The 12,540-nt window shown below is 67.9% G+C and carries 11 protein-coding genes and 1 tRNA gene; 5 read left to right on the top strand and 7 right to left on the bottom strand.

The genetic code is table 11. The features are described from left to right. Positions 1-36 precede the first annotated feature (36 nt). The 4 genes from AC5P7S_RS01955 to dtd all read right to left on the bottom strand — a co-directional run bounded on the left by AC5P7S_RS01955 (position 37) and on the right by dtd (position 3,113). A tRNA-Ile gene (locus tag AC5P7S_RS01955) sits at positions 37-112 on the bottom strand. Positions 113-152: 40 nt separating this feature from the next. Continuing rightward, positions 153-464, bottom strand: coding sequence for a hypothetical protein (locus AC5P7S_RS01950; protein WP_065196861.1), 312 nt, complete (start codon positions 462-464; stop codon positions 153-155). 264 nt (positions 465-728) lie between these two features. Further along, positions 729-2,582, bottom strand: coding sequence for an RNA polymerase sigma factor RpoD (rpoD, locus tag AC5P7S_RS01945; protein ID WP_005419586.1), 1,854 nt, complete (start codon positions 2,580-2,582; stop codon positions 729-731). A 90-nt stretch (positions 2,583-2,672) separates the two neighbouring features. Next, positions 2,673-3,113 (bottom strand): D-aminoacyl-tRNA deacylase, encoded by a 441-nt coding sequence (dtd, locus tag AC5P7S_RS01940; protein ID WP_005419588.1) that lies wholly within the window; start codon positions 3,111-3,113, stop codon positions 2,673-2,675. Positions 3,114-3,174: 61 nt separating this feature from the next. Here dtd and AC5P7S_RS01935 point away from each other — a divergent pair, with 61 nt between their 5' ends. The 4 genes from AC5P7S_RS01935 (at position 3,175) to AC5P7S_RS01920 (ending at position 7,427) form a co-directional block, all read left to right on the top strand. Next, on the top strand, positions 3,175-4,095 hold the full coding sequence (locus AC5P7S_RS01935) for a lauroyl acyltransferase (protein WP_095378158.1): 921 nt from the start codon (positions 3,175-3,177) through the stop codon (positions 4,093-4,095). An 87-nt stretch (positions 4,096-4,182) separates the two neighbouring features. Continuing rightward, on the top strand, positions 4,183-5,319 hold the full coding sequence (ribA, locus tag AC5P7S_RS01930) for a GTP cyclohydrolase II RibA (RefSeq protein WP_095378159.1): 1,137 nt from the start codon (positions 4,183-4,185) through the stop codon (positions 5,317-5,319). Between the two features lie 72 nt (positions 5,320-5,391). Then, positions 5,392-5,892: a PH domain-containing protein gene (locus AC5P7S_RS01925; RefSeq protein ID WP_095378160.1), complete on the top strand. Its 501-nt coding sequence runs from the start codon at positions 5,392-5,394 to the stop codon at positions 5,890-5,892. Further along, positions 5,889-7,427 carry a PH domain-containing protein gene (locus AC5P7S_RS01920; RefSeq protein WP_095378161.1) on the top strand — a complete coding sequence of 513 codons (1,539 nt, stop codon included), beginning with the start codon at positions 5,889-5,891 and terminating at the stop codon, positions 7,425-7,427. Before AC5P7S_RS01925 ends, AC5P7S_RS01920 begins: the two co-directional genes overlap by 4 nt. A gap of 92 nt (positions 7,428-7,519) precedes the next feature. Here AC5P7S_RS01920 and AC5P7S_RS01915 read toward each other — a convergent pair whose 3' ends face one another. After that, a complete protein-coding gene (locus tag AC5P7S_RS01915; RefSeq protein WP_095378162.1) occupies positions 7,520-8,578 on the bottom strand; it encodes a CDP-glycerol glycerophosphotransferase family protein in 1,059 nt (352 codons plus the stop codon). On the opposite strand from AC5P7S_RS01915, the gene AC5P7S_RS01910 reads away from it, so the two are divergent. After that, complete coding sequence (locus AC5P7S_RS01910; protein ID WP_065178794.1) at positions 8,577-9,383, top strand: glycosyltransferase family 2 protein; 807 nt, start codon at positions 8,577-8,579, stop codon at positions 9,381-9,383. The genes AC5P7S_RS01915 and AC5P7S_RS01910 overlap by 2 nt on opposite strands. A 30-nt stretch (positions 9,384-9,413) precedes the next feature. Here AC5P7S_RS01910 and AC5P7S_RS01905 read toward each other — a convergent pair whose 3' ends face one another. Both AC5P7S_RS01905 and AC5P7S_RS01900 read right to left on the bottom strand, forming a co-directional pair. After that, positions 9,414-10,670, bottom strand: a complete 1,257-nt coding sequence (locus AC5P7S_RS01905) for an O-antigen ligase family protein (RefSeq protein WP_095378163.1) — start codon at positions 10,668-10,670, stop codon at positions 9,414-9,416. Positions 10,671-10,822: 152 nt separating this feature from the next. Next, the gene (locus AC5P7S_RS01900; RefSeq protein WP_095378164.1) at positions 10,823-12,532 is read right to left on the bottom strand and encodes an ArnT family glycosyltransferase; all 1,710 of its coding nucleotides are present in this window, start codon (positions 12,530-12,532) and stop codon (positions 10,823-10,825) included. Between the last annotated feature and the right edge of the window lie 8 nt (positions 12,533-12,540).

Here is a 12,540-nt window from a genome sequence, read left to right as displayed (position 1 = left end):
GGCACTCGGGCGTAAGCCTAAGTGCCTGTTTTTTTATGGTGGGCCCACCAGGATTCGAACCTGGAACCAAGGGATTATGAGTCCCCTGCTCTAACCGTTGAGCTATAGGCCCTGCGCAGCGCCACAGTGTAGTGGAGGCCACGCTCGATCGGCTACCCGGCAGCAGCAAGAGCCTCAGCAACACGCCCCAACCGCTTCTCCGCCAAGTCCGCGAACCACATCTGCCGCCGCAGATGTGCCTGGAACAGCGCCACCGTCCTTCTGGCCTCTTCCAGTGCCTTGTGGTTGCCGCCGTCAAAGCCCTCGACCAGTTCCGCACCAGACAGCGTCAGCAACGCATACGTCGTGCGGCGGGCAAACCCCAGCCGATCTTCACGCTCATCCTGCATCACCTCATCCCAATCAAGCAGCGACGGAAAATCAGTCTGCCGGGAATCAGACAGATCGTGCTCCACATCATTCATGGCCTCACTCCAAATGCATGACGAATCAGTGCAGCGGGCCGTATGTGATGTACGTGACCTGCTGCGCGCTTGCATCAGCGCCGATGGAGACCGGCCTGCCTACGCGATGTGTTGAGCATCTGCACGGTCAGCGTGCGGCTACCGCAGGAAGTAATCAAATGGCAGACGTGACATCGTCAGGATCCGACCGGCATGGCCGGGACGACCAAAGAAAAACCCCGCACCAGGCGGGGTTTCTCTCAACGCTTCAACAGCCGCTGGCTATCAATCGATATCCAGGAAGCTGCGCAGCTGCTCCGAACGGCTCGGGTGACGCAGCTTGCGCAGGGCCTTCGCTTCGATCTGGCGGATGCGCTCGCGGGTCACGTCGAACTGCTTGCCGACCTCTTCCAGCGTGTGGTCGGTGTTCATGTCGATGCCGAAGCGCATGCGCAGCACCTTGGCTTCCCTCGGGGTGAGGCCGGCCAGCACGTCGCGAACGGTTTCGGACAAGTTGATGTTGGTGGTGTTCTCGATCGGGGACTCCACGTTGGTGTCCTCGATGAAGTCGCCCAGATGGGAATCCTCGTCGTCGCCGATCGGGGTTTCCATCGAGATCGGCTCCTTGGCGATCTTCATCACCTTGCGGATCTTGTCTTCCGGCATGTCCATTTCCTTGGCCAGCTCCTCCGGCGTAGCCTCGCGGCCGTACTGCTGGAGCATCTGGCGGGAAATGCGGTTCAACTTGTTGATCGTCTCGATCATGTGCACCGGGATACGGATGGTGCGCGCCTGGTCGGCGATCGAGCGGGTGATCGCCTGGCGGATCCACCAGGTGGCGTAGGTCGAGAACTTGTAGCCGCGGCGGTACTCGAACTTGTCCACGGCCTTCATCAGGCCGATGTTGCCTTCCTGGATCAGGTCGAGGAACTGCAGGCCACGGTTGGTGTACTTCTTGGCAATCGAGATCACCAGGCGCAGGTTGGCCTCGACCATTTCCTTCTTGGCCTTGCGCGCCTTGGCTTCACCGTAGGCCATGGCACGGCTGATTTCCTTCAGCTCTTCCAGGTCCAGCTGGGTCAGCTTCTCGATGTCGATCGTCGCCTGCTGTTCGGCGATGATCTGGTCCTTCACTTCGCGCAGGGCCGACGACCACTTCTGCTTGCGCTTCAGTGCGTCTTCCACCCACTCCAGGTTGGTCTGGTTGCCTTCCCAGGAACGGATGAAGTCCTTGCGCGGCATGCGCGCGGTGACGGTGGCCAGGTTCAGCACACGGCGCTCATGCGACTTGATGTCGGCCATGGTGTCGCGCAGCTGCTTGGTCAGCACGTCGGTCAGCGGCAGCGGCAGCTTCAGGGTGACGAACACCGCCGACATCTCTTCGCGCAGGCGCGGCAGGTTCTTCTTGTCGCCCTTGGTTGCGGCCTTCTTGAAAGCGTTGAAGGCATCGCTCAGTGCCTGCATGCGCGCGGCGACTTCCTCCGGATCCGGACCGGTCGGTGCGGCTTCTTCATCGCCACCGTCGACATCGTCGTCCTCGTCCTCGTCGCCTTCGGCGTCCGCATCGGCGCTGTCATCGGCAACGACCGCCGGCGGTGCCGGCTCTTCGTCGACCAGGTCGTTGAAGCCGACGATCACTTCGGCCAGGCGCTTCTTGCCTTCCTTGTGGGCTTCGTAGTCGTTCAGCAGCGACTCGACCGAAACCGGGAACTGGCCCAGGGCCGCCTGGACCTGCGAAAGGCCTTCCTCGATGCGCTTGGCGATGGCGATTTCGCCTTCGCGGGTCAGCAGCTCGACGGTGCCCATTTCGCGCATGTACATGCGCACCGGGTCGGTGGTACGGCCACCTTCGGTGTCGAGCGCGCTCAGCGCGGCGGCAGCTTCTTCAGCCGCGGTGTCATCGACTTCGCGGTTGCCGGTGTTGCCATCGTTGAGAAGCAGGGTTTCCACATCCGGCGCAACTTCATGGACATCAATGCCCATGCCGTTGATCATGCCGATGATGTCTTCGATCTGTTCCGGGTCGACCATGTCGTCCGGCAGATGGTCATTGACTTCGGCGTAGGTCAGGTAGCCCTGTTCCAGGCCCTTGCTGATCAGTTGCTTGATTTCGGATTGGGCAGGACGTTCGTTGGCCATGTAGTGCTCGCGCCACCGGCTAGGGAGAAATAGGGAACGTAGCATTATACCAGCCCGGGGCCCCGCCTGCCGGGCGGTGGTCCCGCAGGCTCAGGGCCTGAGAAGGAAGGTCACGGGACCGTCATTGACCAGGCTGACGACCATATGGGCACCAAATCGGCCCGTTTCCACCCCGGGCGCGTGATTTTCACGGCAGATCTCGACAAATCGATTGAACCCGCGTTCAGCCTCGTCCGGCGGTGCCGCGGTCGTGAAACTGGGGCGCATGCCCGAACGGGTATCGGCGGCCAGGGTGAACTGGCTGACCAGCAGCAGGCCGCCGCCGGTGTCGCGCAGCGACCGGTTCATCTTCCCGGCCTCGTCGGCGAACACCCGGTAGCCCAGCAGGCGCTCGGCCATCCGTCGCAGCTGGGCCTCGGTATCGCCCGGTTCCATGCCGACCAGGGCCAGCAGGCCGGGGCCGATCTGCCCCACCACTTCCTGGTCGACATGGACGGCGGCCTGGCTGACGCGCTGGATCAGGACGAGCATCGTGGGCTTCCAATGAACAGGGCCGGCCACGATAGCAGCGCCCTTGGCTAAACTGGCGCCGATGAATCCGCAACGCAAAGCCCGGCTGGTCTACCGCGCCACCACCCTGTTCGCCCGCCTGCCCTGGCCAGTGTTGCGGGCGTTCGCGCATGCCCTGGCGTGGACGTGGGTCCGTCTCAACGCTCGCGAGAGCCGCGTCACCCGGCGCAACCTGGAACTGGCCTACCCGGAACTGGACGGTCCGGCGCGCGACCGCCTGCACCGCGAGCTGCTGCGCTCCACCGCCCTGCAGGCCATCGAGACGCTGCGGCTGTGGAGCCAGAGGCCGGCCGACAACCTGCGCCTGCACCTGAAGCAGCGCCACGGCGAATCCCTGTACGACGCGGCGCTGGCCAGCGGCAAGGGCGTGATCGTGGCCGCACCCCACTTCGGCAACTGGGAGCTGCTGAACCAGTGGCTGGCCTCGCGCGGGCACATCGCCATCGTCTACAAGCCACCGGAGGACGAGGCCAGCGACGCCTTCCTGCAGCTGGTGCGGGGCGGCCAGAACGTGCAGCAGGTACGCGCCGAGGGCCCCGCCGTGCGCCAGCTGTTCAAGGTGCTCAAGGACGGCGGTGCCACCGGCATCCTGCCCGACCAGCAACCCAAGGCCGGCGACGGCGTGTTCGTGCCGTTCTTCGGCGTGCAGGCACTGACCATGACCCTGGTCAACCGGCTGGCCGAGCGCACCGGCGCCACCGTGCTGTATGGCTGGTGCGAGCGCGTCGGGCCGGACATGGAATTCGCCCTGCACATCGAGCCGACCGATCCCGCCGTGGCCGACCCGGACCCGCAGGTGGCGGCCACCGCGCTCAACGCCGGCATCGAGCGCATCGCCCGCCGCGACCCGACGCAGTACCAGTGGACCTACAAGCGCTATACGCTGCGGCCACCGGGCAGCGGCGAGGAAGACCCGTACGCGACCGAAGAGCATCCGCACTGACGGTCGCACCACGCGGGCCCGTCCGGCCCCTGCGACCGGCGGCCGCACCACGTTGAATACGACGCCGTCGCCCCCATAGAGACTGCGATGTCCGCCTCCCCCGGTCCTGCCATGCCTGCTGCCTCTCCCCTGTTCGGCGATCCCGCCGCGATCCGCTGCGAACGCGCGGTGGCCGAACTGCGTGCCGGTCGCCCGGTACTGCTCCACGATGGCCAGGGCCAGCGCCTGGCGGTGATTGCACTGGACAGCGCCACTGCCAGCAGCTTTGCCACGTTCGCCGGTGCCGCGCGCGAGCGCCACTACCTGTTCCTGACCGCGACCCGCGCCCGCGTGCTCGGCGTGGAAGCACCGGAAGGCGCGCGCCTGCCGCTGGCTGGCATTGCCTTCGATACCCTGCCCTCGCTGGGTTACCTGCGCGAGCCCGGCCCCATGCCCGACGGCTGGGCGGCCGGCGACGCCTTCGATGCCGGCGCGGTGGAGCTGGCCCGCCTGGGCCTGCTGCTGCCGGCGATGGTCGCGGTGCGCCTGGACGTGGATGACCACACTTTCGACGGTGCCGCCGAGGTGGCCCTGTGCGACCTGGCCGAAGGCGCAGCACATGCGGCCCACGACTACGAACTGGTGGCGCGTTCGCCGGTACCGCTGCGCGACGTCGGCATGACCACCTTCGCGGTGTTCCGCGGCGGCGTGGCCCAGCGCGACCAGGTCGCGATCATCGTCGGCGAACCGGACCTGTCGTCGGTGGTACCGGTACGCGTGCACTCCTCGTGCCTGACCGGCGACCTGTTCGGCTCGCTCAAGTGCGACTGCGGCGACCAGCTGCGGCGCGGGCTGCGCAAGCTGAAGGAACTGGGCGGCGGCGTGCTGCTGTACCTGGACCAGGAAGGCCGCGGCACTGGTATCGCCGCCAAGATGCGCGCCTATGGCTACCAGCACGACGGCCTGGATACCATCGACGCCGATGCACAGCTGGGCTTCGGTGCCGACGAACGCCGCTACGGCAGTGCGGTGGCGATGCTGCATGGCCTGGGCATCTCGCGCGTGGCTCTGCTCAGCAACAACCCGACCAAGGCACAGCGCCTGCGCAATGCCGGCATCGAGGTGCTGGACTGCATTCCGGTCACCGGCGAGATCACCGCGGAAAACGAACACTACCTGCGCACCAAGGCCGATCGTGCTGGCCACCTGCTGGATGTCGATGCGCTGATCCAGGCTGCCCAGTAACGCAGCCGACCTGCTACCGTCTGCGCGGTGCGGCCACCGCCGCCGCTCGCCCTGCCACCTGACGGAGCCCGCGTGACCGACGTCGCCCCCATCGCCCCGACCACCGAAGCCTGGCAATCGCTACCGCAACGTGCCGCCCGCCTGGCCGCACTGGAAGGCGCCTTCGGCGGACTGTTCGTGCCGGGTCTGCCACTGGCCGCAGCTGCCTGGTTCTTCGATCTGCCCGGCGGCCTGGGGACTGCCGCCCTGGGGCTGCTGATCGGCATCCTCTTCGGCGCCTGGCTCGGCCGCCGGCGACTGACCCGCACCCGCTGGCGCCTGGATGACCAGGGCCTGGGCCTGCGCCGCGACCTGATGTGGCAGCTGGAAACCCGCATTCCCATATCGCGCGTACAACACCTGGACCTGCGCCGGGGCCCGTTGGAGCGCCGCGCCGGCCTGGCCACGCTGATCGTGCACACTGCCGGTACCCGCATGAGCGCGGTCACCGTCAACGGCCTGGATGAAGCCGACGCCGAGCGCCTGCGCGACACCCTCTCGCACCAGCTCGACCAGGACGCCGACGCCCTGTGAGCCTGCCGCCGCCCCTGCCCGCATCGCTGCCTGCCGGTGGCGAGGACCATCGCCTGCACCCGTGGTCGTGGCTGTTCGTACTGCTGCTGCAGCTGCGCCACTACTTCCTGCCGCTGGTCGCGCTGCTGGTGTTCGGCCAGCGTGGCGAGCGCGACCCGATGTGGGCGCAGTTGATTCCACTGTCGGCGATCGCGGCACTGGTGCTGGTCTCGGTGCTGCAGTACCTCAGCTACCGCTACCGCATCGGCAGCGATGCCATCACCGTGCGCAGCGGGCTGCTTGCGCGCAACCGCCGCGAGATCCCGTTCGCCCGCATCCACAACGTGGAAGTGCGGCAGAACCCGCTGCACCGGCTGTTCGGTGTGGCCGAGCTGCGCCTGGAATCGGCCGGCGGCGTGCGGCCGGAAGCCGAGATGCGGGTACTGAGGCTGGACCAGGCGCTGGCGCTGGAACGGCTGGTGCGCCAGCGTGGGCAGGCACCGCAGCCCGCCGACGTCGTCGCCACGCCCTCGATCACCGGGACCGACACCGAACAGGTGCTGCTGCGCCTGTCGAGCTGGGACGTGGTGCGCATGGGCCTGCTCTCCAACCGCGGATGGGCACTGGCGATCGCCGCCTTCGGCGTGCTGTTCCAGACCGTGCCGCGGCCGGTGATGGACGCGGCCATCCAGCGTGGTGGCAGGGAGGTCTTCGGCTACGCAAGCCACCTGCATCCCGGCGTGGCCGGCGCCTTCCTGCTGCTGGCCGCAGCCCTGCTGCTGGGCTGGCTGGCGCTGCGGGCGTTGTCGGTGGTGCTGACCCTGCTGCGCTATCACGGCTTCACTCTCAGCGAGCAGGATCGCCGGCTGACCGTCTCGGCTGGCCTGGTCAGCCGAACCCGCAGCAGTGTCGCGCGTCGCCGCATCCAGGCCTGGACGCTGCACGAAACCACCCTGCATCGCTGGTTCGGCCTGCGCCAGCTGCGCATCGACAGCGCCGCCGGCGGCCCTTCGCGGGACCAGGACCGCGCCCTGCGCGAGCTGGCACCGCTGGCCCCGGCAATGCGCTGCGAGCAGTTGGTGCAGCACCTGCTGCCACAACTGCAGTGGCCACCGGCGCAGTGGCAGTCCATTCCGCAGCGTGGCTGGTGGCGGCTGTGCCTGGGTGCGCTGCTGCTGGTCCCCGTGCTGGCCGCAGCCGCGTACTGGCGCTGGGGATCATGGGGCCTGATCGTGCTGGCCTGGTTGCCGCTGGCGCTGCTGGTGGCACATCTGCAGATGGCGCGCATGGGCTGGTATCTGGATGACCACTATGTTGCCGTGCGCGGCGGTTGGTGGAAGCGCTGGTGGCGCTGGGCCGAGCTGGACAAGGTGCAGGGCCTGCGCCAGCTGCGCTCGCCACTGGACAAGCTGTTGGGCACCAGCAGCCTGCAGCTGGATACCGCCGGCGCGCATGGTGATGTGGCGTTGATCCTGCACTACCTGCCGCAGGCGCAGGCGCAACAGGTGATGGATCAACTGGCGGCCGCGCTGGCGCGGCGCAAGCTGCGCTGGTAGGTAGTGCCGGCCGCTGGCCGGCACTACCGCGGCCTGGGGTCGCGCATCCACGCATGGCGTGGATCTACTGTAGAGCCGAGCCCACGCTCGGCTTACCGCTGCGACGGCCCCCAATACCCCAGGTCCTTGCGGATCTGCAGGTCGCGCACCCAGCTCCCGAACGGCTTGCGCCGCAGCGCGCCCATCTCGCCGGACAGGAAATCCTCGGTGGCCGCAATCACGCGCTCGCTGGACAGGCCATCGCGGTACGGATGGATGGCATCGGCGTAGCGCACGATCTCCGCCTGCAGCGCGGCGTCGGGATGCAGCGCGCGCTGCAGCATCGCCGGCAGCTGCACCGGGTCGTCGAAGTCGATCATGTGCGGCTTGGGCACCCGGTTGCGGAAGGTCACCACCGGCTTGTGCTGGACGATGAACTCCGAAACGATCGAGGACGTATCGGACACCAGCACATCGGCGGCGCGCTGTGCGGCCATCACCTGCTCCGGCTCGATGAAGCGCGCATTGGCACCGGCCAGCGCGCGGTAGCGTTCGAACAATTCCGGTGGGCACTTCGGGTGCAGGGTCAGCAGCCAGTAGCGCTTGCCCTCGGCGATGTCGGCAGCAATCTGCGCATGCAGGTGCGGGGCTGCGCTCAGGCGTTCGGTGAAGGTCGAACCGAACAGGATCACCGGGCGTCCTCCAGCGGCGGCGCGCAGCGCGGCGCTCTCGCCACCATCGTCGCGGAACAGCGGATCCAGCTTCGGCCAGCCGGTCTCGGCCACCGCGAAGTGGCCCTGCAGGGCCGCGATCTCGCGGAACGGCCCGGTGGTGGCCGGCCCCTGCGTGCAGTACAGGTCGAACATGCCGCGCACCCGGAAGTGGCCGCGCGCACTGTCCCGCTTCTCCACGTTGAAGCCATGGAACAGCTGCACCTTGGCTCCCGAAAGGAAGGTCGGCACCCAGTTGGCGGCGCTGAACACCGCCCGCGGCCGCATTGCCAGCGCCTGCTTGAGGCCGATGTTGGGCACTCCCGGCAGCTGGCTGCCGGCCGCGCCGCCCTCGAACCAGGCTGCCACCTCCTGCCCGGAGGCGTGCAAGGCCTGCGCCAACGGGGCGAGAATAGGCAGCGCATAGCGCTCCGTCGCAAACAACAGGTACCCGGCCATCATGTCCTCCACGACCGCTCCCATCGAACGGCCTCGCATCTCGGCCTGCATTATCGCGTTCAACGAGGCCGGCCGCATCGGCGACTGCCTGGCCTCACTGGCCTTCTGCGATGAGATCGTCGTCGTGGACTCCTACTCCACCGATGCCACCGTGGCCATCGCCGAGGCCGCAGGCGCCCGCGTGCTGCAGCGCCCGTTTGACGGCTTCCGCAGCCAGAAGGCGTACTGCGTCGAGCAGGCCCGCCACGACTGGGTGCTGTGCCTGGACGCCGATGAGCGGATCAGCCCGGAACTGCGTGCGGCCATCGAACAGGCCCGCGACGGTGGCTTCGCTGGCCATGCCGGCTATCGCTTCGCACGCCTGTCGGAGTACTTCGGCAAGTTCCTGCGCCATGGCAATGCCTACCCGGACCGGGTGATGCGCCTGTTCGACCGCCGCCGTGGCGGCTGGCGCGGCAAGCGCGAGATCCACGAGGCCGCCAGCGTCGATGGCAGTGTGGGTACCCTGCGCGGCGACCTGGTCCACTATCCCTACCGCTCCTTGCAGCAGCAGCTGGCCAAGACCGAGAAGTACGCGCGGATGATGGCCGAGCACGAGTTCGCGCGCGGTAAACGGGCCACGCTGGGCAAGCTGGTGCTGGCACCGGCCTGGCGGTTCTGGCGCGGCTTCGTGTTCCGTGGCGGCTTCCGCGACGGCTGGCATGGCCTGGTCTACGCCTATGTGCGCGCCAACTACGTGCGCCAGAAGACCATCATGCTGTGGATGCTGGGCAACGGCCAGGCCGTGGCCGACCCGCCGAACCCCTGATCGCCGGGCCCTGCCCGGCAAGCCGATGCGTCACGCCCCGGTGACTGCCCGGTGGCGCGCGCCTTCGACGATCGACAGGCCGGTCAGCAGGCCGACCAGGGTCACGTAGAAACTGGCCGTCATCTGGTGCGCGAACATCGACTGGGTCAGGCCGCACAGCGCATAGGTGATCACCAGCATGATGCCGGCTGCGGCCGGCCCCCGGAAGGTCGACCGTCCGCTGCGGCGATGAAGCCGCACGAACAACCCTAGCGGGATGCCATACACCGCCAGCAACAGCAGCAGGCCCGGTACGCCCTGGGTCGCTGCCCATTCGGCAACATCGTTGTGTGCATGCCCCAGGTGGCAACGCAACTCTTCCGGATTCTCCCGGCAGGCCGGCACGCGCAGCATCGCGCTGTCGAAATGACCGATGCCAACACCCACCAGCGGGTGATCGAGGAAGGTCTCCCAAGCCACCTGCAGGCGTTCCACGCGGGCACCGGCGGAAGAATCACTGTCGCCCAGTTCCATCCGCTGCACGTCACTGTGCAGCTCGCTCAGGCGCACCTGGTGACGCAGCTCCGGCACCGACAGCACCAGGGTCGCGCCGATCGCCAGCATGCCGGCCAGCACCGACAGGCGCGCCGCACCGGTGCGCCAGCGCAGGCTCAGTGCCAGCACCACCAGCAGCGCCAGCAGGGCGGCGAACACGCCGCGGCTGCCGGTCAGCACGATGGTGCCGCAGCCGGCGGCCGTGCCGAGGATCACCAGCGACCAGCGCCGCGACGGGCGACAGAACACCAGCAGCACCATCAACACCATCACGATGTCGGCCAGCACGATGGCGTTGGTGAACAACTCTGCGCGCGGGGCGCCACCCAGCACCTGCCACAGCGACATCGCGAAGGTGGCGAGCAGGCCGGTCAATGATCCGTACCAGAGCCACCGCAGGTTGGGACGCAGCGCGCAGACCCAGAGCGCGATCCACGGGATCACCACGAATCGCGAGCGGTTGTCGACGTCACGCAGGCCCTGCTCGAACAACACCACCGACAGTACACCGAGCGCCAGCACCGCCAGCATCAGCCAGGCCAGCACTTTCACCGGCTGACCGGCCATGCCGCGCGCGCGCCACAGCAGCTCCGGCGCAAGCAGCGTGCTGAGCAGCAGCAGCAGGCCATACGGCAGCAGGTTGATCGGCACGGTCAGCACCAGTGCCGGCAGGCAGAACAGGCCCAGCTGGGCCAGCGCATGCGCGGCCCCATGGCGCCCACCGGCGGGAACGCCCAGCGGGTCGTCGGCCATGGGGTTCAGGTTGTCCGATGAAGCTGGCACGTCGGGAAGTATCACTGCAATCTGCGGGAAGAACGGGAAGGACCAACGGAGGCCGTCCCAGCCTGCTGTTTTACTGCCTTTGGGCCCGCTTGGGCAGACTGGACAAGCCGGAATCGTGGTGGCTAGTCATGTTCCTGCAAACGCCGTTCACGTTCGCGCTCCTCTGCAGTGACCACGCAGGGCACCTTCACCGCTGCTGCCGGCACCAGCCACCAGCGCCGCCGGTTGGCCACGCCGGCCAGTTCAGAACGGTTGCGGTCGACGCACGACAGCATCGCGTATTCGTGCACCAGCAACCAGCGGCGTCCGGGCGCCAGCCGCTGCCAGCCCGTGGCCGCAATCAGCTGCTCGTCCCAGTCCGTCTCGAAACCGAAGGTCGCTGCGGGGCGGTCGGCCAACAGCAGATGCTGCTCCTTCCAGGCCACCAGCCCCAATTCGGCATCCGGTCCCAGACGGTCACCAACCGTGCGCATCAGGCCGCGGGCGGAACTGGAATCGTTCAGCAGCGGATAGCCGACCAGGCTGTACAGCACCCAGACCATCGCCAGGGTCGACACCAGCGCCAGATGCCGGCGACGGCCGCAGGCCAGCAGGCTCAATCCGCCCCACACGCCCATCGCCAGGATCGTCCAGGCCAGTGCGTCGACGGCGCCGGGCGCCAGCCCGCGGCTGTGGGTCAGGCGCAGCTCGAAGGCCGGCTCGCCCAGCACCGCCATCGCACCGGCCAGGGCCAGGCCCAGTGACAGCAGGCCGGTGAACACCCCCACCACGGCCTGCACATCGCGCCGCCTCAGCAATCCAGGCAACAGCGGCGCCAGCACCAGGCAGAACATCGGCAGTGCCGGCAGGATGTACACATCGCGCTTGCCGGCGGGAATCGAGAAGAACAGCACCACCACCAGCCACCAGGCCAGCGGCAGCAGGTAGCGCGGGTCGCGGCGGCGCAGCCGGCGGCGCCACGCCGGAATCGCCCAGGGCAGGGCCAGGAACGCCGGGATCCACATCAGCGGCATCGTCGCCAGGAAGTACCAGGCGGGCTGGTGATGGTCCCAGGAATGGGCGTAGCGCCGCGCCGTCTGCTGGAACAGGATGTCGTCCATGTAGGCCAGGTACTCGTCCGAGCCGGTGGCAAAGCCGGCCAGCAGCATCGGCGCCAGCCACAACGACACCGCCAGCAGGAAGGCCAGCGGCGCCAGCCAGAAACGCGCGTCGCGCGCATGCAGTCCCACCCGTGGCCACTGCAACGCCGCGGCGATGGCCGCAGGCACGAGCATCAGCAGCGCCAGCATCCCCACGCCCTTGGTGATCACGCCGATGCCAGCAAAGAACCAGCCCAGCCACCACCAGCGCCAGCTTGGTCCCAGCAAAAGGTGGCGCAGCAGGCCGTAGTTGGCCAGGGTGATGAACAGCAGCAGCAGTGGGTCGATCTGCGCCTTCTTCGCCTGGAAGGTGAACTGCAGCGCGAACAGCAGCGCCCAGCCGGCGTACAGCCCCACCCGCCGCGTCCACAGGCGTCGCCCCAGGTCGACCACGCACCACAGCGTGCCGAGGGCCGCCAGCAGCGACGGCAGCAGGAAGGCCACGCGCCACTGCCCGACCAGGCTGTACAGCGTGGCCTGCCACCACATCAGCATCGGCGGCTTGTCCGAGTACAGCTCGGTGCCGCGATGCGGGAACAGCCACTGCCCGCTGTCGAACATCTGCTTGGCCACCAGCGCGAAGCGCGGTTCGTCCGACGGCCACGGATCACGAAGGCCCAGCCCGGCCCCCAGCACCAGCAGGGCCATCACCACGAACAACCACGTCTCGCGCGACGCGCGGGATTTCAGCATGGGACTCG

It is taken from the genome of Stenotrophomonas sp. YJH_SMC_32, assembly GCF_059369975.1.
This window is presented reverse-complemented; position numbering and strand designations above follow the sequence as displayed.

Coding starts and splice junctions, on each gene's coding strand:
- AC5P7S_RS01950 (WP_065196861.1), bottom strand. CDS start 464: ATGAATGATGTGGAGCACGATCTGTCTGATTCCCGGCAGACTGATTTT.
- rpoD (WP_005419586.1), bottom strand. CDS start 2,582: ATGGCCAACGAACGTCCTGCCCAATCCGAAATCAAGCAACTGATCAGC.
- dtd (WP_005419588.1), bottom strand. CDS start 3,113: ATGCTCGTCCTGATCCAGCGCGTCAGCCAGGCCGCCGTCCATGTCGAC.
- AC5P7S_RS01935 (WP_095378158.1), top strand. CDS start 3,175: ATGAATCCGCAACGCAAAGCCCGGCTGGTCTACCGCGCCACCACCCTG.
- ribA (WP_095378159.1), top strand. CDS start 4,183: ATGTCCGCCTCCCCCGGTCCTGCCATGCCTGCTGCCTCTCCCCTGTTC.
- AC5P7S_RS01910 (WP_065178794.1), top strand. CDS start 8,577: ATGTCCTCCACGACCGCTCCCATCGAACGGCCTCGCATCTCGGCCTGC.
- AC5P7S_RS01915 (WP_095378162.1), bottom strand. CDS start 8,578: ATGATGGCCGGGTACCTGTTGTTTGCGACGGAGCGCTATGCGCTGCCT.
- AC5P7S_RS01905 (WP_095378163.1), bottom strand. CDS start 10,670: ATGGCCGACGACCCGCTGGGCGTTCCCGCCGGTGGGCGCCATGGGGCC.
- AC5P7S_RS01900 (WP_095378164.1), bottom strand. CDS start 12,532: ATGCTGAAATCCCGCGCGTCGCGCGAGACGTGGTTGTTCGTGGTGATG.